Genomic DNA, 19,573 nt, shown 5'->3' on the forward strand with positions numbered 1-19,573 from the left:
CGGCCGGGGGCAGGGGGCCTCAGAGGCTGGTTGCGCCGGCATAGATGCGGTCGAGCGCATCCTGTGTGCCCCGGGTGAATTCCAGCGGGCAGGGGTAGGGCGTGCCGTTGCGCAGGCTGTCGCCAAAGGCCTCGACCTGGGCCACGTAATGGCTGGCCGCCGGGAAGCGCCGGCTTTCGATCTGCAGCCCCGGCCCGTGCAGCTCGACCCGCGCCTCGCCAAAGACATTGGCATTGAACGGGGCGGTCAGGCGGATCGTGCCGGCGGTGCCGTGGAACGACATTTCCTGGTAGGGCGCCATGCGCATCGAGACATAAGACGCATAGGTAAAGCCCGGAAACCGGGCGTCGATCGCGGCGAAACCGTCGATGCCATTGTCCCAGCGGATGCGCGCGCCGATCTCCTCGGGTTCCTGGCCGGTGGCAAAACGCACCGAGCCCAGCACATAGACCCCGATGTCGCGCAGGGCGCCGCCGCCGGTGTCGGGCTTGTTGCGGATGTTGGTCACATCGGCGCTGTTGTCGAAGGAAAACGCCCCGCGCACATGCACCAGCTCGCCGATTCGCCCCTCGGCGATCCAGTCGCGGACCAGCTGCCATTGCGGGTGGTGCACGATCATGAAGGCCTCGGCGGCCAGCACGCCGGCCGCTTCCCGGGCGGCGATGATGCGGTCGATCTCGGCGGCCTGCAGGGCGATGGGCTTTTCGGTCAGCACGGCCTTGCCGGCGGCAATGGCCTTGAGCGTCCAGTCGACATGCAGATGATTGGGCAGGGGAATGTAAACGGCGTCGATCTCGGGATCGGCCAGCAGGGCGTCGTAATCGGCATGCAGGCGCAGGCCCGGGGCAAAGGCGCGGAACGGCTCGGCCTTGTCGGGCGAGCTGGTGGCAAGGGCGGCCAGCTCGGCATGGCGGGCGGCATGGATCGCCGGGCCCATGTGCTCGCGGGCGAATTTCGCGGCGCCGAGGATGCCCCATCTGACCGGTGTGCTCATGTCTTGCCTCCTGTGTGTTGCCCCCGCGGGGATGGCGGCAAGGTAGCGACTTCGGGCGCTAACGCCAGCCTTTTGCGTGGGTTGCGGGCCGGGGGGCGTCAGGGCGCCGGGTCGACGCGGCGCAGGAAGCGGTCGGCCAGGTCGGGTTCGGTGGTCGACAGGCAGTTCCGGGCGAAATACCAGTGGACATACTTGTCATAGGCCCGTTTGCGCGGCCGCTCGGCCAGGGCGCGGGCGAGGTCGTCGGGGTCGCGGGCGGTGCGGGCGATGTGGTGGAAATCGGCCTGGCCGCAGAGCACGACGGGCTTGCGATGCAGGTAGGCTTCGATGCCCACGGCCGAGTTGATCGTGACCACCCGGCTGCAGGCGGCCAGCAGGTCGTGGATATTGCCATGCGACAGGATCAGCCGGGGATGCCGGGCGGCCAGCCCGTCGAGCCAGGCTTGCGTGGCGGGGTCCTGGTCGCGGGGGTGGGGCTTGACGACAACCGGGCCGGGCGCCTGGGCGAGCACGGTGTCGAGCATTTCTTCGCGGGTCAGGTGGCAGGTTTCGTCGACATCGCGATGGGCCTCGCTTTGCAGGAACACGGCCACCGGGCCGTCGGGCAGGGTGGCGCGGGCCTCGGGCTGGGGATAGCGCGAGCTGCGGCCATCGACCAGGCGCTTGCGCAGGCGGCGGAAGAAGGGCCGGGCGGCCTCGGTGTCGATCGTGTCGGGATCGAAGGGCAGGTCGGCGATGGAGGAAAAGGCGCGGATGCCCCGGGGATCGACGTTCCAGAACGGGTAGACATAGGCAATGCCGGCGTTCCAGACGCGGGGATGGTGCAGCCGGCCGTGGTTGACCAGGTGGATGGCCGTGTCGCCGGCGGCCTGGTCGAGCACACGGGCCTTGCCCTGGCTGATGCCAAGCGGGCGAATTTCGACGGTGCGGCCCCGGGCCTGCAGCCCGTCGCGCAGGCGGGCGTAGAACGGCATCAGCCCCTCACCGGAGGTGCCGAGCCAGTCTTGGGGGACGTGAAAGACAATCGGGCGGGTCATCGGGTGGAAGTTAGCCCGCCCGGGCCGGCGCCCCAAGGGGCATTGGCCGGACCGTGGATCAGGCCAAGGGCCGTGCCGAGGATCGGACCGGTGGGATGGCCTTGGGTTGGTCCGATGACCCGGCCCTGGAACTCGGCGCCGGGCCGGCCGAAGACTGGGCTTCGGTTAGGGCTGTGGAACATTCCGATGGTCGGGCCTCGGATCTTCTCAAGGATGAGTCCGATGGTCAGGCCTCGGATCTGCTCAAGGATGAGGCCGATGATCGAGCTCCGGATCTGGTCGCGGATGAAGCCGATGACCGGGCCCTGGATCTCGTCGGGGATCACTCCGATGACCGGCCCCAGGATCTTGTCGCGGATCACTCGGATACCCCGGCCATGAATCTGATCGCGGATCAGTCCGATGATCAGGTCCTGGATTTCGCTTCGGATCGGTCGGACCAGCAGGCCCGGACCTGGTCGCCCAACAGGCCGATGACCAGGTCTCGGAACCGGCCAGGGGTCAGGCCGTGGCCAGCATGCCCTTTTCCTTGGCCAGGTCGCGCATCTTCTTCTGCAGCTTTTCGAAGGCACGCACCTCGATCTGGCGGATCCGCTCGCGGCTGACACCGTACTTGCCCGACAGGTCTTCGAGCGTGACGGGCTGGTCGGACAGCCGGCGTTCGGTCAGGATGTCCTTTTCGCGGTCGTTCAGCACGTCCAGCGCCTCGGCCAGCAATTCGCGCCGCGCTTCCAGCTCGTCCCGGGCCTCGTAATCGCCGGCCTGGTCGGCATCCTCGTCTTCCAGCCAGTCCTGCCATTGCATGGCGCTTTCGCCCTCGACGCCGACGGTGGCGTTCAGCGAGGCATCGCTGCCGGCCATCCGGCGGTTCATCGAGATCACGTCAGCTTCGGTCACGCCCAGGTCGGTGGCGATCTGCTTGACGTTCTCGGGGCGCAGATCGCCTTCCTCGAGCGCGCCGAGCTTGGCCTTGGCCTTGCGCAGGTTGAAGAACAGCTTCTTCTGGGCCGAGGTCGTGCCGAGTTTGACCAGCGACCAGGAGCGCAGGATGTATTCCTGGATCGAGGCGCGGATCCACCACATGGCATAGGTGGCCAGGCGAAAGCCCTTTTCGGGGTCGAACCGCTTGACGGCCTGCATCAGGCCGACATTGGCTTCCGAGATGACCTCGGCCTGGGGCAGGCCGTAGCCGCGGTAGCCCATGGCGATCTTGGCGGCGAGCCGCAGGTGGGAGGTGACCAGGCGATGGGCGGATTCGGTATCCTGTTCCTCGACCCAGCGCTTGGCCAGCATGTATTCTTCTTCGGGTTCCAGCAGGGGGAACTTGCGGATTTCCTGGAGGTAACGGTTCAACCCGCCTTCCGGCGAGGGCACGGGCAAATTTCCATAATTGGCCAAGGCTCGGGCCTCCCAATGTTTATACTATTAACATCCCATATGGAGCCTGCCGGCCCCGGTGCAAGGGGTGGGCTGTGAATATGGCGCAAAAGTTTAGGAATCGTTAGGGGATGTTGTTTGCGCTCACGCGCATGTGCTGTTCGTTACGGCAGGGAACACGCGAGGATCCGCCGGCCGGGCCGGGTGGGGCGGAAATTGTGATTGATTCAGAATGGGTTGGCGCGTGTAGGATGGGTGATATCACCCATCCTACGGCTATCATCCGGCGGGCGGATGTTTCAGGTCGAGGCACATGATGTGCTGTGGCCCGAAGCCGCCGCCGAGGTAGAGCGCGCCGGTGTCGACGAACCCGCCCTTGATATAGACCCGGTAGGCATCCGCATTGCGGCAATTGACCGTCAGGTAACAGCTGCCCGTCCCGGGATATTGCGCGGCCAGGTATCCGGCCAGCGCCCGGCAGCCGTTGCTGGCCACGCCCCGGCCCTGCTGGCCATGATCGACCGAGAACATGCGCAGGCCAATCGTGCCCTCGGGGGCGAAATCGTGATGGTCGGGATAGTCGCGATCGATGGCAAAGAACCCGGCGGGCTGGCCATCGGCCAGGATGACATGGCCGTCGCGCGTGTCAGGCGCGTCCATCACATCGCGGGGATGGGCGGAAAACGGCGCCTGATCGGGCGGCAGGGTGAAATGATCCACCCGGCCGATCTGGTCGCGGGGCAGCGGCGCCAGGGTGATGGCCGGCCGCGCGAGGGGCGCGGCCGATGCGGTGTCGCTCATGCTTCCATCGCTTCCAGTTCGTCGATGAAGCCCGAGATCATGTCGAGCCCCTTGTTCCAGAACGCCGGATCGGACGCGTCGAGCCCGAAGGGCGCCAGCAGCTCCTTGTGGTGCATCGACCCGCCGGCCTTGAGCATGTCGAAATACTTGTCCTGGAAGCCCGGCCCGCCCTCGGCATAGACCGAGTAGAGCGCGTTCACCAGCCCGTCGCCGAAGGCATAGGCATAGACGTAGAAGGGCGAATGGACGAAATGCGGGATATAGGCCCAGAAGGTCTGGTACCCGTCCATGAAATCGAAGGCCGGCCCGAGGCTTTCGCCCTGGACCGACATCCACAGCGCGTTGATCTGGTCCGGCGTCAGCTCGCCGCCGCGCCGGGCGTCGTGCAGCTTGCATTCGAAATCGTAGAAGGCGATCTGGCGGACGACGGTGTTGATCATGTCCTCGACCTTGCCGGCCAGCAGCACCTTGCGCTGTGCCGGGGTCTCGGCCTGGTCGAGCAGCTTGCGGAAGGTCAGCATCTCGCCGAAGACCGAGGCGGTTTCGGCCAGGGTCAGGGGCGTCGACGACAGCATCTCGCCCTGGCCGGCGGCCAGCACCTGGTGGACGCCGTGGCCGAGCTCGTGGGCCAGGGTCATGACATCGCGCGGTTTGCCGAGGTAGTTCAGCATGATGTAGGGATGCACCTCGGTCACCGTGGGATGGGCAAAGGCGCCCGGGGCCTTGCCTTCGGTGACCCCGGCATCGATCCAGCCCTTCGAGAAGAACGGCGCGGCGATGTCGGTCATGCGCGGATCGAAGGCGGCATAGGCCTCCATCACGGTCTTCTCGGCCTCGTCCCAGCCGATCCGGCGGTCGTCTTCCATGGGCAGCGGGGCGTTGCGGTCCCAGACCTGCATGCGGTCGAGGCCGAGCCACTGGCGCTTGAGCTCGTAATAGCGGTGGCTGAGCCGGGGATAGGCGTTGACCACGGCCGTGCGCAGGGCTTCGACGACCTCGGGTTCGACATGGTTCGACAGGTGCCGGCCATGCTGGGCCGAGGGCATCTTGCGCCAGCGGTCGATGATTTCCTTTTCCTTGGCCTGGGTGTTGTGGACCCGGGCAAAGGTCTTGACGTTGTCGTCCAGCACGCGGGCGATCTCGTGGGCGGCTTCCTCGCGCAGGGCGCGGTCCTGCTCGGTCATCAGGGTCAGCGTGGCTTCGAGATTGCGGGTCTCGCCGGCCACATCGAAGGTCAGCCCGGCGATGGTTTCGTCGAAGAGCCGTTCCCAGGCGTCACCGACCACGCCGAGATCATGCAGGAAGTTTTCCAGCTCGTCCGACAGTTGGTGCGGTTTCATCGCGCGGATGCGGTCGAACACGGGCTTGTAGCGGGCCAGATCGGCATTGTCGGCAAAGAGCCGGTCGAGATGATCGTCGGGCAGGCGGTTGAGTTCGAGCGTGAAGAAGACCGTGGGGGTGGAGAAATTGGTGATCTTTTCCTGCAGATCCGAGAGCAGCTTGGCGCGCTCGGCATCGGTGGTCTTCTGGTAATAGCGCAGGCCGGCATAGGACATGATGCGGCCCATCTTGGTCGAGATGGCTTCGTTGCGGCGGACGCAATCGAGCAGGCCGGCGGCGTCGAGCGTGGCCAGCTGGCCTTCGTAATCGGCGGCAAAGCTGGCGCAGGCGGTTTCGACGAAGTCGAGATCGGCCTGAAGCTCGGGGGCGTCGGGGGCGGCGTAGAGGTCGGTGAGGTCCCAGACTGGCAGGTTGCCGAGCCCGCCGGACCCGGTTTCGCCGGCGATGTCGAAGGCGGGCCGGGTGGGGTGTCCGGGGGCGGGGAAGGGCAGGTGGAACATGGGGTGTCCTCTTTGGATCAGGCAAGCCGGGTTGCGGGCAAACCTATGCGCGCGGTGATGCGCAGACAACCGGTGCCGTGCGGGTCTGTTGTCATGGGCGGCGGATGGCGTGGGGGCAGGGGCGGTGATGACGGGGCGCGAGGGCCGGGCGGACGGGGCGCGTGGCGGGGGAAGAGGGGGCGCTGCCCCCGTCCTCCGTTGGAGGACTCCCCCGGGAATACTTGGAAAGAGAAAGAAGCAGGACGCGGGCACGACCCGGGGCGGGTTGATCATTGGCCGTGGGGCGATCAGGAGGGGGGCCGTCGTCGGGCGCGTGGCCGTGATCCAGAGGCGAGCCGTGATCAGGCGTGTGGGCGTGATTGGTGGTGTGGTCGTGAAGGGTTTGATCAAAGGCCGGGATCGGAGCCGGGGCGGGGGCGTGACCTTTGGGGCGCGACCCCGGGCGCGGGTGATCCGATGTGGGCCAAAGGGCGGCCATGGGGCCGCCCCGGGGGTCAGGCCTTGAGCGTGGCCAGGGCCTGGGCCAGGTCGAGCGCGCCGTCATAGAGGGCGCGGCCGGAGATGGCGCCGTCGAGCGCGGCGCCGCAATCGCGCAGGGCGATGAGATCGTCCAGCGACGAGACGCCGCCCGAGGCGATGACAGGGATCGAGACCGCTTGGGCCAGGGCGGCGGTGGCCGCGATGTTCGGCCCCTGCATCGCGCCGTCGCGGTTGATGTCGGTGTAGATGATGGCCGCCACGCCGGCATCTTCGAAGCTGCGCGCCAGGTCGGTGACCTCGACCTCGGTTTCCTCGGCCCAGCCGCGGGTGGCGACCTTGCCGCCCCGGGCGTCGATGCCCACGGCCACGTGGCCGGGGAAGGCGCGGGCGGCCTGGCGGACGAGATCGGGGTTCTCGACGGCAACGGTGCCCAGGATCACCCGGGCCAGGCCCTTGTCGAGCCAGGTTTCGATTGTGGCCATGTCGCGGATGCCGCCGCCCAGTTGGGCCGGCACCGGGCAGGCGGCGAGGATGGCCTCGACCGGGGCGGCATTGACCGGGGTGCCTTCGAAGGCGCCGTTGAGATCGACGAGGTGGAGCCATTCGCAGCCGGCCTCGACAAAGGCCCGGGCCTGGGCGGCGGGATCGTCGTTGAAGACGGTGGCCTTGTCCATGTCGCCGCGCAGCAGGCGCACGGCCTGGCCGTCCTTGAGATCGATTGCGGGGTAGAGGATCATCCGTGGCTTTCCCGGTTTTCAGCTGTCGGGGCCGTATGGCACGGGCCGGGACGTTGCGCAACGCGCCGTAGGGTCAGGCTTGATCCGGGGGCGGGCGGGGACGCAGGCTGGGACCGTCCGAGGAGGAGGAGACGGGACATGACACATCTGGTGACACGCATGGGCCGGGGGATGCTGGCCGGCATTCTGGGCGGCGTCCTGGCGGGCGCGCTGGCCGGGCCGCTGGCGGCCGATCCGGCGGCCGGCACGTGGAAGACGGCCGAGGGCGAGGACGGGGGCTATCTGCTGGTGACCATCGCGCCCTGCGGGGCCAAGCTTTGCGGGACGATTGCCAAGGCCTATGATGCGACCGGCGGGGTGTCGGGCAGCTATGCGCACCTGGGCAAGCCGATCCTGTGGGACATGGTGGCCGAGGGCGGTGGGGCCTATGGCGGCGGCAAGATCTGGGCGCCGGACACGGGCAAGACCTATGCGTCGAAGATGGCGCTGTCGGGCAATGTGCTGAAGGTGAAGGGCTGCGTGGCCGGGGGCATGATCTGCCGCGGCCAGGATTGGGCCCGGGTGAAGTAAACGGGTCTTGGCGGGACCGGGGTGCGCCAAGGCGGTGCGCCTCGGCCGCAGGGCGGCGCGGAGATTGGCGGGGCATCGGGTCCGACGGACTGGGGGGTGATCGGTGGGTAGATACGCCGGTCAGGATGCTTGGCCTGTTGGTGGAACGTTGGTCTGCGGTGCAGGATGATCAACCGACCGGTGGGATGCTGGCCCGCAATTGGGATGCTGGCCCGCAATATCGTGTGGCACGTCAATTAGCGTGACAGGGCCGTCAAGGGCGGGCCGCCGATCTTTTGGGTCGATGGCAAGCCGATCCGTGGAAAACCGCCCCGCCGTGCCGGAAAACAGGTCGGCCGGTGGGATGCTGCTCCGTGCCGCAAGATACCGAAGGCCCCGGGCGATTGTCCGGGGCCTTTTGCGTCAGGGGGGCTCATGCGACGAGCCCCGGCCCGGCGGGGCTTAAGCGGGGCGTCAGGGTTTCCAGTTGAGGAAGTTGGCGATCAGGCGCAGCCCGGTGGCATGGCTCTTTTCGGGGTGGAACTGGGTGCCGATCATCGTGTCGCGCCCGACCACGGCCGTGACCGGCCCGCCGTAATCGACATCGGCCAGGGTCTCGGACGGATCGGTGGTGCGGAACTGGTAGGAATGCACGAAATACGCATGGTCGCCCGTGGCAATCCCGTCAAAGACCGGATGGGCGCCGCGCAGGACCAGGTCGTTCCAGCCCATGTGGGGCACCTTCAGCCCGGCATCGGATGGCCGGATGTGGTCGACTTCGCCACCGATCCAGTCGAGCCCGGCCGTTTCGGAATATTCCAGCCCGCGCGTGGCCATCAGTTGCATGCCCACGCAGATGCCCAGGAAGGGCCGGCCGCGCTGGGTCACGGCCTCGACCATGGCTTCGAAGATGCCCTTGTGGCCCTTGAGCTCCGACATGCAGGCCGGAAAGGCCCCGTCACCGGGCAGGACGATGCGATCGGCCCGGGCCACGACTTCGGCCTGGTCGGTCACCACGACCTGGCCGGCATCGGTTTCGGCGGCCATGCGCTGAAAGGCCTTTTCGGCCGAATGCAGGTTGCCGGCTTCGTAATCGACGATGGCGGTCAGCATGGCGCGGCTCCTTGCGCGGAATGGTCGGGTTGGGCTGGGAAGTGAAGCGAAACGGCCGGGGGGTCAAGGGCCTGAGGCGTGTGGGCCGGGGCAGCGACGTGGGTCAGGGGGCTGGGGCCAGAGGCAAAGGCCAGAGATGGCAGCCAGGGACCGGGGCCAGGGGCGTCTGGCCAGGACCGGGGTCAAGGACAATGGCCAGCGCAGCCCGGTCATGCGCCCGGCACCTGGCCATGGGCGCGCATGACCGGGCCTGTGCTCAGAGCATGCCCTTGGTCGACGGCACGGCATCGGCCTTGCGCGGATCGGTTTCCAGAGCGTCGCGCAGGGCGCGGGCCACGGCCTTGAACGCGGCCTCGGCGATGTGGTGGGCGTTGAGCCCGTGCAGCTGGTCGACATGCAGGGTGATCCCGCCATGGGTCGACAGGGCCTGGAAGAACTCGCGCACCAGCTCGGTGTCGAACGTGCCGATCTTCTGGGCCGGCATGTCGACGTTCCAGACCAGGTAGGGCCGGCCCGACAGGTCGAGCGCTGCGCGCACCAAGGCGTCGTCCATCGGCAGCAGGCAGGCGCCGTAGCGCGTGATGCCCGTCTTGTCGCCCATGGCCTGGGTCAGGGCCTGGCCGATGGCAATGCCGGTGTCCTCGACGGTGTGGTGGTCGTCGATATGCAGGTCGCCCGTGGCGCGGATATGCATGTCGATCAGGGCATGGCGGGCCAGCTGGTCGAGCATGTGGTCGAAGAAGCCGACCCCGGTCTGGTTGTCGTAGGACCCGGTGCCGTCGAGGTTGATCATCACGGTGATGTCGGTCTCGGCGGTCTTGCGGGTGATCTGGGCGCGTCGCATGGGCGGCTCCTTGGTGATGCGCCCCCGGTTTACAGGGCCGGTGCGGGGGATTGCAACGCCGGGCGGGCCGTGACAGCTTGCGCCCCAGACGGCGGGCCCGGCCCGCGCTTGCGAAAGGCCCTTGCCATGACCACCTGCGTTTTCATCCAGATCCGCTGCACGCCCGGCAAGACCTACAAGGTGGCCGAGGACATCGCCCTGCGCGAGATCCATTCCGAGCTCTATTCGACGTCCGGCGAATACGACCTGCTGATGAAGCTCTACATCCCGACGGGCGAGGACGTGGGCAAGTACATCAACGACCACCTGCTCACGATCCCCGATATCGAACGGTCGCTGACGACCATGACGTTCAAGGCCTTCTGAACGGGTCCATTCCCGGAGCGGCCGGCCCGGTGAACCGCGTGATCAGGGTGCGGGAGCGCGGGGTTCGTGCCATGGGGGCCTTTGGGAGACGGGGCAAGATGGTGTCGGCGCGGCGCCGGGGTTTCATCGCTGTCGGAAGGGCGCCTCGCAAGGGCCGCTGGCTGGGTTGGGGGTGGCTGACGTTGGCTGGCCGCGCGGTGAATGGCGTCATGGGGGTCCTTTTCGGCGGATACTGCAGTCTACATTGATGTCCGCTTGGCTTTGCCAAGGACATGAGTTATTTTTTCGGCACGATCATCTTGGAAGATGAAGCTCCCCAATGGGCAGGAATTGCCAACAGGGGAATGTCCTTCTTCAGTAAACCTGAGGAGGGGCCATCGTGAGCCAAAACCTGAAAATCCGTTTTGTCCCGGGGCGTTACGCCATTGCCCGCCTGCCGGTGGATGCCAGCCTTCCCGCCTGGCTGAACGGCCCCGGCTTCAGAGCTGTCATCCATTCCGATGACGAGACAACTCTGGTCTGCCTTGAGGATCGCGTGCCACAGGGCGTCGAGGCAGACACGGGGTGGGCGTGCCTGCGCACCATTGGCCCTTTCCCGTTTGATGCCGCAGGCATCGTGCGTGCGCTGATTGACCCGCTGTCTGCCAACGGGATCGGCGTTTTCGTCGTCTGCACCTTTGATGGGGAACACGTGCTTGTCCCCTCGTCAGAGGTCGAGAACGCGACGCGTTTTCTTGAGGCCGCCGGTCATGTGGTCGAGAGCAGGTGACCGGAATGGGGAGCACGGTTGCCATTCGCTCGGCCAGAGATCGACTTCGCTATGCGCTCTTGTTCGAAATCTTCCTGATGGCGCTGGTCGTTCCGGTCGGCGCGCTCTTTTTCGAGAGGTCGCTGGCCAATATCGGTCTTCTCATGCTGATCCTTTGCATGAACGCGATGATCTGTAATCTCGTCTATAACTGGGTTCTTGACCGGATTGATGCACGCCAGGGCCGTGTTGCCAGCGAACGAAACTGGAAGCAACGCATGCTGCACGCCGCCGGGTTCGAGGTCCTGCTGACACTCATCTCCTTGCCGATCAAAGCGTATTGGCTGGATATTGCCTTTATCGAAGCGCTGTCGGTGAACATCGTCCTAACGTCCTTTGTCGTCGTTTATACATACGTGTTCACGTTTGCATATGACGCGGTCTTTCCGCTGGCTGGAACGCTCTCGCGGCAATCTGGAAACATGCCGGGATAAGTCGATAGCCGACATCAATGCAGGCGCGGCAAGAGGCAGCCTTGTCCGCACTGCCGCCCTTGGGCTGTCAGCCATGGTTCAGGCGGCAACGTATGACTGGTTCGGGGAACCTGCGCCGTGGCGACGCGCCACCCTTCGAGCAGGCCGTCAGCGCCCCGATGACCTGTTTCACCTGGGCGAGGAAACCGTGGTGCTGTCGCATGACCGCCAAGAACCCTGTGTTATCCTTCAGCGAATATAGCTCGCGCCATTCATGTCGAGCGTTGCGCCGCTGAGCGAGCGTTGCGATCCCGCGAGGGTCAGGGCCACGAGATCGGCCAGTTCGGAAGGCTCGACCATTTCGCCAATCGGTATGTCGCCGACCGCCGCTTCTCGCCCTTTCTCGCGAATGAAGTCTTCGGCCATGTCCGTGCGCACAAACCCCGGCGCGATGGCAATGGCGATGATCCCGTCCTTGCCGAAGTTTCGAGCGATGGATTTTGTCAGGTTGATCAGACCGGCCTTTGAGGCCCCATAGGGCATGTGGTCTTCCGTATAGCCCCGTTGGGCGGCCCGGCTGGCAATATTGATGATCCGCCCGCCACCATGTTGCCGAAAGTGCGAAATGGCCGAGCGACACAGATCGGCCGGAGCCAGCAGATTGATGCGCACATCCGTTTCCCAGGCGCGCTGCCAATCTGTCAGGTGGTCTTCGACACGCGTTGTCGCGCGCATTCCGGCGTTGTTGATGAGCGCATGCAGTCGACCGCAGGCGCGTTCGGAGCGTGTCCAAAGAGACGTTGCCCCCAAGGGATCTGCGAGGTCCGCCTGCACCACCAAGCCGGTACCACCGATGCTTGCAAGGAGCTCTTCAGCGCTGTCGCGGTTATGTGCGTAATGGATGACAGGTTTTGCGCCCAAAGCGGCAACGCGCTCGACCAACACGCGACCAACTCCGCCGGATGCCCCGGTGATCAGGATGTTTTGCCCCGCCAGTGAGAGATGTGGTGCGCGGTCCATAGCCTCTTCCTGTCCTGTTCCGGGAACATCCTATGCGCCCTGTCGCAGATGCGAGAACCCGCTCGGCCCGCAGGGCGGACTTTCATGGCAGCAAGAGCCAAAAGCTGCCTCACGGTAGGGCACTTAGCCAAAGGCCGTGCCTCTGACGAACAGGCAAGCCGTGTGGCACCGTTCATGCCAGGGCGGCTTATGTGAGGCGGCGATCGTCGCTTCATGATGCGCCTCCCCGCGTGGGACCTGTGCTCGGTCATTGGTGCCGCGCACGACCCGCCGCCGGGCGAAAGGCTCCCGGCGGGCGGGCAAAGGCCGTGGGATCAGCCCTTGAAGATCGCATTGCCGCCATCGGCAAAGAGCGCCGTGCCGGTGACAAAGGACGCATCCTCGGACAACAGAAACAGCGCCGCCCGGGCGATCTCGTCGGGGGTGGCCATGCGGCGCAGGGCATGCAGGCCGCTCACCCAGTCATGGAAGGCCGGATCGCTGCCGGCCATCTCGGTCATCGTGCCGCCGGGCAGCAGGGCATTGGCCCGGATGCCCGCGCCGCCCTGTTCGGCGGCGATCACCCGGGTCAGCCCGACCAGCCCGGCCTTGGCCGCGGCATAGGCCGCCATGCCGGGCAGGCCGGTGGCATGGCCGACGAAGGACGAGGTAAAGACCAGCGACCCGCCGCCCCGGGCCAGCAGGGCCGGGATCTGGTGCTTGGCGCCCAGGGCCGCGGCGGTGAGGTTGGTGTCGATCACGTCATGCCAATCGGCCGCGTCGAGCGCGGTCAACGGCCCGGCCGGCCCGGTCGTGCCGGCATTGTTGAACGCCCCGTCCAGCCCGCCGAACCGCTCGGTGGCCAGGGTCACCAGGGCGCGGGCATGGGATTCGTCGCGCACGTCGCCGGGCAGGGCGACGGCCCGGTCGGGGCCGTGGCGGGCCTGCAGTTCGGCAGCCAGGCGGTCGAGCCGGTCGGCCCGGCGGGCGGTCAGCACCAGCCGGGCGCCCTCGGCGGCCAGCAACCCGGCGGCGGCGTGACCGATGCCGCTGCTGGCGCCGGTGATGATGTAGGTCCTGTCGGTGAAACGCATGGGAGGTCTCCGGTGTGCTTGGATGAACTCCGCCCATTGGCCCCGGGGGGCGGCCCCGGGGCGACCCGGTTCCTGCGGGGACGTCATGGCGCACAGGGGCTCTGCACGGCTGCACCGAAGGGGAGAAACGACAAAGAGCCGCGCGATGGCGGCCCTTTGGTCGGTCTCTGCAAGAGAGATAATGGAGCGGGCGATGAGATTCGAACTCACGACCCTTACCTTGGCAAGGTAATGCTCTACCCCTGAGCTACGCCCGCGTCCTTTGGGTAGGGCGTGACGTATTGGTTCCCGCCGGGGAGCGCAAGAGAAAAATGCGCGGCTGACCAAACGGCATCCCCTGGGCGGGGGAGATGGTGGGCCGGGGCGGGGCAGGAGCGAGGAGCGGCTTGGCGGCAGGCTGGACGTGCGCGCCGTTCGGCTGGGGGGAGAGGCCGCGGCGCGTGTGGCAACGTCCGGGTGTTGTGTGTGCTGAGGGGGTGGGAGGCCACGTGGCCGGACCGTAGGAGCGGTAGGGAGTGGTGCGGGGCCGGAGGCATGGCGGCGCGACAGGGAGGCACGCGCGCAATGGACCCGGGGCCGAAAGGCGCGTCGGACCGTTGAACAGGCACTCACGGAGGAACCGGGGAAACAGGCCATCCAAAAGGCCCGGCGACAGGCCGAACAGGATCGGGGCGGCCAGAGGCCGGTCACCTGATCTTCGTTCCTGTCGGAGAGTTTGTTGGAGCGGGCGATGAGATTCGAACTCACGACCCTTACCTTGGCAAGGTAATGCTCTACCCCTGAGCTACGCCCGCATCCATTGGGTAGAGGGGAATTATAAATTGTGCCGCCCGGCCGCAAGAGCAAAAACGCGGCCGGGGCGAAAAAACTTGCCACCCGGCGGAGGGGCGCCGGCCGGGCGGCTCAGCCGATGTGATGGCCGACCGGCCAGGGCGTGCCGTCGCTGGCCTCGGCATCGTCCTGCCATTCGATCGGGTCCGGCGGATCCAGCCGGTGTTGGGTGACCAATGCCAGGCCGATGGCCAGAACCAGCAGGCCGACCTTCACTCTGTCGAGACGCCTCATCTCACGCTCCCTGTCCTGTTGCGCGTTGTCTTCCGCTATTGGGGGATTGAACGCGTGAGGCAGGGTGATCCGACGGTGGGGAAGAGCACGAAATCGTGTGCCGGGCGGAAAGCTGCCCGTGGGGGCTTGAAGGCGGGAGCGGAGAGGCAGGTGGCGCGGGCGACCTGCTTGAGGGCGGTGAGGGGGAGCGGTGGGGTGAACCCCACCCTACGCGGATGGTTGGGGTTTCGAGTGTCGAGCGGGGGTGTTGGATGTGCTGGAAGCGCGTGGGCCGGGGGCCAAGGGCGACCTGCGGGAGGCTCTGAGGGTGCTGGGACCGGGGGGTGATTTGGTAATCTCGCCCTTCACGGCAAGCTGGGCGTCTAAGCGCTGAGTTGGGCCCCGGATAGGCAGGGAGTGCGGTGGCGCGTGCCGAGCTCGAAGGCAGGGTGCCCGATGAGGGCAAGCGGGAGCGGGCGGCAGGGTGAACTCCACCCTACGCGGGCAAGGGGGCTGGCAGGCGGTGGGGTAAACCCCACCCTACGCGGACGACCGGGAGCTCAGGTGTCGAGAGGGGCGTCGCTGAGGAAGGCGGCGGCCATCCAGCCGGTGACCAGCTGGCCGTCGACGCGGGTTTCGACCTTGTACCAGCGGCCGCGCTTTTCGATCAGCGTCAGCCCGGTGCCCCGGGTCAGGCTGGCCAGCCAGTCGTGGCGCGAGCCGGGGCCCGCGCGCATGTTGACCCGTTCGCCGGTGACATAGACGCGTGGCGCGGCGCCGGTGTCGATGACCGGCGGGGCCGGGGGCGTGTCGGTGACGGCGGGCAGTGCGGCCAGCGTGGTCGGAAGGGGTAGGGCAGCGCCATTTGCGGGGCCCGGCAGTGCGGGCGCCTCGGCCTGCGGAGCGGGGGTGGCCAGAGTCGGGCCTTCGGCGGGGGGCGTGTCGGCAGCGGGGATGTCGGCCGGGGCGGGGCTCAGGGGTGTGGACCCGTCGATGGCCGCGAGCTGGCGTCCGGCCGGATCGGGCGTGGCGGTGGGGGAGGCCGTGGCTTGTGGCATGGGCGGGTCGGAGAGCGGCGCGCGGGCGTCGGCATCTTCGGCGGGGGCGGGCAGAGTGTCCGGCGTGGCTTCAGGCTGGGCCTGGGGTTCGGATTGGTCCGGACGCAAAGAGGTGTCGGGCTGTGCCTGAGGCGCGGACAGGGCCGGACGCAGCGAGGCGTCGGGCAGGGCCTGTGGCGCGGACAGGGTCGGGCGCAGCGAGGTATCGGGCAGGGCCTGCTCGGTGCGCGTGACCTCTGCGGCAGGTGAGGTGTCGGCCTCCCCAGCCTGCGGCGCGGCCCCCTGCACAATACCCGGCCGGTCGTTCGTCGCGCCGTCGCGGGCGGGCAGTGGGTTCAGCGCGGTAAAGGCCACGGCTCCGACCAGCAGGACGATAATGCCGGACAGGGCACCGATAATGAAACGCATGGGTGGGGTCTCCCTTTCAGCGGAAGACCTAGGCCCCCGGCAAGGCGGGAAGGGCGCCGCTTTTGGGCATTTTGAGGGCCTTTTGCCCCTGTTTCGAAGGAAACGTGCCGCCCGGCACAATTGGCCGGGCGGCAGGGCGATCGGCTCAGCCGAACTCGATCAGCAGGTCCTTGGCGTCGATCTGGCCACCGGGCTGGACGTGTACGGCCTTGACGGTCGCATTGCGCTCGGCATGCATGCCGGTCTCCATCTTCATCGCCTCGATGGTCAGCAGCAGGTCGCCGGCCTTGACCGTCGCCCCCGGCTGGACCGAGACCGAGGCCACCACCCCGGGCATCGGCGCGGCGACGTGATCGGGGTTGCCCGGATCGGCCTTGGGCCGGGCCGCCGTCGTGCCCTGGACCTTGCGGTTGGGCACGCGGATCACCCGGGGCTGGCCGTTGAGCTCGAAGAACACCCGCACCTCGCCGTTCTCGTCGGTCTCGGACACGGTCTGGAACAGGATTTCCAGCGTCTTGCCCGGGTCGATCTCGGCGGTGATTTCCTCGCCCGGCTCCATGCCATAGAAGAACGTCCGCGTGGGCAAGGTGCGCACCGGGCCATAGATCGCGTGGCGCTCGACGTAATCGGTAAAGACCTTGGGATACATCATGTAGCCGTTGAGATCCTCGTCATCGATCTCGATCTCGTACTTCTCTTCGAGCTTGCGCCGCTCGGCCTCCATGTCGGCCGGGTCCAGCAGCGATCCGGGGCGCACGGTGATCGGCTCTTCGTCCTTGAGCACCTTCTTGACGATGGCGGGCGGGAAGCCGCCCGGGGTCTGGCCGACATTGCCCTTCATCAGCGTGATCACGCTGTCGGGGAAGGAGAATTCGGTGTCGGGCTTCAACAGCTCTTCGGTCGTCATGCCCTGGCTGACCAGCATCAGGGCCAGGTCGCCCACGGTCTTGGCAATGGGCGTCACCTTGATCACGTCGCCGAACATCTGGTTCACGTCGGCATAGGCCTTGGCCACCTCGTGCCACTTGTCCTCCAGCCCCATCGACCGGGCCTGGGCCTTGAGGTTGGTGAACTGGCCGCCGGGCATCTCGTGCAGATAGACCTCGGACGAGGGCGATTGCATGCCGGATTCAAAGGCCGCGTAATGGTTGCGCACCATCTCCCAGTAGTTCGAGATCCGCCGGATGGCGTCGATGTCCAGCCCGGTGTCGCGCTCGGAATGACGCAGGGCCTCGACCAGCGTGCCCAGCGTCGCCTGGCTGGTGTTGCCCGACAGCGCATCCATCGCCCCGTCGACCGCATCCACCCCGGCCTCGGCCGCGGCAAAGATCGAGGCGCAGGCGATGCCGGCCGTGTCATGGGTGTGGAAATGGATCGGCAGGCCGACCTCTTCCTTCAGCGCCTTGACCAGCACGGTCGCAGCGCGCGGCTTGACCAGCCCGCCCATGTCCTTGAGGCCCAGCACATGGGTGCCGGCGGCCTTCAGCTCCTTGGCCATGTCGACATAATACTTGAGGTTGTACTTGGCCCGGTCGGGGTCGTGGATGTCGCCGGTGTAGCAGATCGCGCCTTCCAGCAGCTTGCCGCTGTCCAGCACGGCATCCATCGACACGCGCATGTTCTCGACCCAGTTCAGCGGGTCGAAGACGCGGAAGACGTCGATGCCCGTGGTCGCCGCCTGCTTGACGAAGCTTTGCACCACGTTGTCGGGATAGTTCGTGTAACCGACCCCGTTCGAACCGCGCAGCAGCATCTGGGTCATCACGTTGGGCATGGCCGCGCGCAGGTCGCGCAGGCGCTGCCAGGGGCATTCCTGCAGGAAGCGATAGGCCACGTCGAATGTCGCCCCGCCCCAGCATTCGACCGAGAACAGCTGCGGCAGGTCACGTGCGTAATTCGGCGCGATCTTGATCATGTCGAGCGAGCGCATCCGCGTGGCCAGCAGCGATTGCGGCGCGTCGCGCATGGTCGTGTCGGTGATCAGCAGCCGGTCCTGGGCGGCCATCCAGTCGGCCACGGCCTGCGGGCCCTGTTCGTCGAGGATCTGCTTGGTGCCCGGGGCCGGGGCCTCGGCCATGGGCCGGGGGGCGACGGGCAGTTTCAGCGTGGCCGGCGGGCGCGGCTGGCCGGCCACGTCGGGGTGACCATTGACCGTGATGTCGGCGATATAGGTCAGGATGCGCGTGGCCCGGTCGCGGCGCTGGACGAAATCGAAGAGCGCGTCGGTCGTGTCGATGAACTTGGTGGTGTATTCGTTGTTCAGGAACGTCGGGTGCTTGAGCAGGTTCTCGACGAAGGCGATGTTGGTCGACACGCCCCGGATGCGGAATTCGCGCAGGGCGCGGTCCATCCGGGCGATGGCCATTTCGGGTGTCGGCGCCCAGGCCGTGACCTTTTCCAGCAGCGAATCGTAGTACCGCGTGATCACCGCCCCGGAATAGGCCGTGCCGCCGTCCAGCCGGATGCCCATGCCGGTCGCCCCGCGATAGGCCGTGATGCGGCCGTAATCGGGGATGAAGTTGTTCTGCGGGTCCTCGGTCGTGATCCGGGTCTGGATGGCATGGCCATTCAGCGTGACATCTTCCTGGCCGGCCTTGCCCGTGGCCTCGGCAATGGTCTTGCCCTCGGCGATCAGGATCTGGGCGCGCACGATGTCGATGCCGGTGACTTCCTCGGTCACCGTGTGTTCGACCTGCACCCGGGGGTTGACCTCGATGAAGTAGAAATGGCCGGTGTCCATGTCCATCAGGAACTCGACGGTGCCGGCGCATTCGTAATTGACGTGTTTGCAGATGCGATAGCCCAGGTCGCAGATCTCGGCCCGCTGCTCTTCGGTCAGATAGGGCGCGGGCGCGCGTTCGACGACCTTCTGGTTGCGTCGCTGGACCGAGCAATCGCGTTCAAACAGATGATACATCGACCCGTGCTTGTCGCCCAGGATCTGCACCTCGACATGGCGGGCGCGGGTGATCATCTTTTCCAGGTAGCCTTCGCCATTGCCAAAGGCCGCCTCGGCCTCGCGCCGGCCTTCCAGCACCTTTTCCTTGAGCTCTTCGGGCGCCGCGATGGGCCGCATGCCCCGGCCGCCGCCGCCCCAGGACGCCTTGAGCATCAGCGGATAGCCGATCTCGGCGGCCTCTGTCGCGATGGCCTCCATGTCGTCGCCCAGCACTTCGGTCGCCGGGATGACCGGCACGCCGGCCTCGATGGCCACCTTGCGGGCGCTGGCCTTGTCGCCGAGCGCGCGCATCGTGTCGGCCTTGGGGCCGATGAAGGTGATGCCCGCCGCCGCGCAGGCATCGACGAACTCGGGGTTCTCGGACAGCAGCCCGTAGCCGGGGTGGATGGCATCGGCCCCGCATTCCTTGGCCACGCGGATGATCTCGTCGATGGACAGGTAGGCCTGGACCGGGCCCAGCCCCTCGCCGATCCGGTAGGCCTCGTCGGCCTTGAACCGGTGCAGCGACAGCTTGTCCTCCTCGGCGAAGACGGCAACGGTCAGCTTGCCCATCTCGTTGGCGGCGCGCATCACGCGGATGGCAATTTCGCCCCGGTTGGCCACCAGGATCTTGCGGAATTCGGTCATACTTTGGCCTCGTCCTTAGTTCGA

The 19,573-nt window shown here is 66.9% G+C and carries 18 protein-coding genes and 2 tRNA genes; 4 read left to right on the forward strand and 16 right to left on the reverse strand.

Annotated elements, in window-relative coordinates:
- Positions 1 to 19: 19 nt before the first annotated feature.
- The 7 genes from ACK3BB_RS09605 to hisA all read right to left on the reverse strand — a co-directional run bounded on the left by ACK3BB_RS09605 (position 20) and on the right by hisA (position 7,267).
- Positions 20 to 994, reverse strand: coding sequence for a Gfo/Idh/MocA family protein (locus tag ACK3BB_RS09605; RefSeq protein WP_428928493.1), 975 nt, complete (start codon positions 992 to 994; stop codon positions 20 to 22).
- 98 nt (positions 995 to 1,092) lie between these two features.
- Positions 1,093 to 1,968 carry a hypothetical protein gene (locus ACK3BB_RS09610; RefSeq protein ID WP_428928494.1) on the reverse strand — a complete coding sequence of 292 codons (876 nt, stop codon included), beginning with the start codon at positions 1,966 to 1,968 and terminating at the stop codon, positions 1,093 to 1,095.
- Positions 1,969 to 2,027: 59 nt separating this feature from the next.
- Positions 2,028 to 2,393, reverse strand: a complete 366-nt coding sequence (locus tag ACK3BB_RS09615) for a hypothetical protein (RefSeq protein WP_428928495.1) — start codon at positions 2,391 to 2,393, stop codon at positions 2,028 to 2,030.
- Between the two features lie 139 nt (positions 2,394 to 2,532).
- A complete protein-coding gene (rpoH, locus tag ACK3BB_RS09620; protein ID WP_428928496.1) occupies positions 2,533 to 3,429 on the reverse strand; it encodes an RNA polymerase sigma factor RpoH in 897 nt (298 codons plus the stop codon).
- Between the two features lie 258 nt (positions 3,430 to 3,687).
- Positions 3,688 to 4,209: a GNAT family N-acetyltransferase gene (locus ACK3BB_RS09625; protein WP_428928497.1), complete on the reverse strand. Its 522-nt coding sequence runs from the start codon at positions 4,207 to 4,209 to the stop codon at positions 3,688 to 3,690.
- Positions 4,206 to 6,050: a M3 family oligoendopeptidase gene (locus tag ACK3BB_RS09630; protein ID WP_428928498.1), complete on the reverse strand. Its 1,845-nt coding sequence runs from the start codon at positions 6,048 to 6,050 to the stop codon at positions 4,206 to 4,208. The genes ACK3BB_RS09625 and ACK3BB_RS09630 overlap by 4 nt, the downstream gene beginning before the upstream one ends.
- A 494-nt stretch (positions 6,051 to 6,544) precedes the next feature.
- Positions 6,545 to 7,267: a 1-(5-phosphoribosyl)-5-[(5-phosphoribosylamino)methylideneamino]imidazole-4-carboxamide isomerase gene (hisA, locus tag ACK3BB_RS09635; protein ID WP_428928499.1), complete on the reverse strand. Its 723-nt coding sequence runs from the start codon at positions 7,265 to 7,267 to the stop codon at positions 6,545 to 6,547.
- A 138-nt stretch (positions 7,268 to 7,405) separates the two neighbouring features.
- On the opposite strand from hisA, the gene ACK3BB_RS09640 reads away from it, so the two are divergent.
- Positions 7,406 to 7,837 carry a DUF2147 domain-containing protein gene (locus ACK3BB_RS09640; RefSeq protein ID WP_428928500.1) on the forward strand — a complete coding sequence of 144 codons (432 nt, stop codon included), beginning with the start codon at positions 7,406 to 7,408 and terminating at the stop codon, positions 7,835 to 7,837.
- 453 nt (positions 7,838 to 8,290) lie between these two features.
- Here ACK3BB_RS09640 and hisH read toward each other — a convergent pair whose 3' ends face one another.
- Both hisH and hisB read right to left on the reverse strand, forming a co-directional pair.
- Positions 8,291 to 8,929, reverse strand: coding sequence for an imidazole glycerol phosphate synthase subunit HisH (gene hisH / locus ACK3BB_RS09645; RefSeq protein WP_428928501.1), 639 nt, complete (start codon positions 8,927 to 8,929; stop codon positions 8,291 to 8,293).
- A gap of 256 nt (positions 8,930 to 9,185) precedes the next feature.
- Positions 9,186 to 9,773 carry an imidazoleglycerol-phosphate dehydratase HisB gene (gene hisB / locus ACK3BB_RS09650; RefSeq protein ID WP_428928502.1) on the reverse strand — a complete coding sequence of 196 codons (588 nt, stop codon included), beginning with the start codon at positions 9,771 to 9,773 and terminating at the stop codon, positions 9,186 to 9,188.
- A gap of 126 nt (positions 9,774 to 9,899) precedes the next feature.
- Between hisB and ACK3BB_RS09655 the strand changes: the two genes are divergently transcribed.
- From ACK3BB_RS09655 to ACK3BB_RS09665, 3 genes are all read left to right on the forward strand, one after another.
- Entirely contained in the window at positions 9,900 to 10,139 is a 240-nt protein-coding gene (locus ACK3BB_RS09655) for an Lrp/AsnC family transcriptional regulator (protein ID WP_428928503.1), read from the forward strand.
- 379 nt (positions 10,140 to 10,518) lie between these two features.
- Positions 10,519 to 10,908 carry an ACT domain-containing protein gene (locus ACK3BB_RS09660; RefSeq protein WP_428928504.1) on the forward strand — a complete coding sequence of 130 codons (390 nt, stop codon included), beginning with the start codon at positions 10,519 to 10,521 and terminating at the stop codon, positions 10,906 to 10,908.
- 5 nt (positions 10,909 to 10,913) lie between these two features.
- The gene (locus ACK3BB_RS09665; protein WP_428928505.1) at positions 10,914 to 11,381 is read left to right on the forward strand and encodes a PACE efflux transporter; all 468 of its coding nucleotides are present in this window, start codon (positions 10,914 to 10,916) and stop codon (positions 11,379 to 11,381) included.
- Positions 11,382 to 11,609: 228 nt separating this feature from the next.
- Here the strand turns inward: ACK3BB_RS09665 and ACK3BB_RS09670 are convergent, their stop codons facing one another.
- From ACK3BB_RS09670 to ACK3BB_RS09700, 7 genes are all read right to left on the reverse strand, one after another.
- Positions 11,610 to 12,380 carry an SDR family NAD(P)-dependent oxidoreductase gene (locus ACK3BB_RS09670; protein ID WP_428928506.1) on the reverse strand — a complete coding sequence of 257 codons (771 nt, stop codon included), beginning with the start codon at positions 12,378 to 12,380 and terminating at the stop codon, positions 11,610 to 11,612.
- 314 nt (positions 12,381 to 12,694) lie between these two features.
- Positions 12,695 to 13,453, reverse strand: coding sequence for an SDR family oxidoreductase (locus ACK3BB_RS09675; protein WP_428928507.1), 759 nt, complete (start codon positions 13,451 to 13,453; stop codon positions 12,695 to 12,697).
- A gap of 182 nt (positions 13,454 to 13,635) precedes the next feature.
- Positions 13,636 to 13,710: transfer RNA gene (locus tag ACK3BB_RS09680), tRNA-Gly, on the reverse strand.
- Positions 13,711 to 14,172: 462 nt separating this feature from the next.
- A tRNA-Gly gene (locus ACK3BB_RS09685) sits at positions 14,173 to 14,247 on the reverse strand.
- Between the two features lie 109 nt (positions 14,248 to 14,356).
- Entirely contained in the window at positions 14,357 to 14,518 is a 162-nt protein-coding gene (locus ACK3BB_RS09690; protein ID WP_428928508.1) for a hypothetical protein, read from the reverse strand.
- A 539-nt stretch (positions 14,519 to 15,057) separates the two neighbouring features.
- Complete coding sequence (locus ACK3BB_RS09695; RefSeq protein WP_428928509.1) at positions 15,058 to 15,963, reverse strand: SH3 domain-containing protein; 906 nt, start codon at positions 15,961 to 15,963, stop codon at positions 15,058 to 15,060.
- Between the two features lie 145 nt (positions 15,964 to 16,108).
- On the reverse strand, positions 16,109 to 19,549 hold the full coding sequence (locus ACK3BB_RS09700) for a pyruvate carboxylase (protein WP_428928510.1): 3,441 nt from the start codon (positions 19,547 to 19,549) through the stop codon (positions 16,109 to 16,111).
- Positions 19,550 to 19,573 lie beyond the last annotated feature (24 nt).

Source organism: Marinibacterium sp. SX1 (genome assembly GCF_050389775.1).
Classification (GTDB): domain Bacteria; phylum Pseudomonadota; class Alphaproteobacteria; order Rhodobacterales; family Rhodobacteraceae; genus Marinibacterium.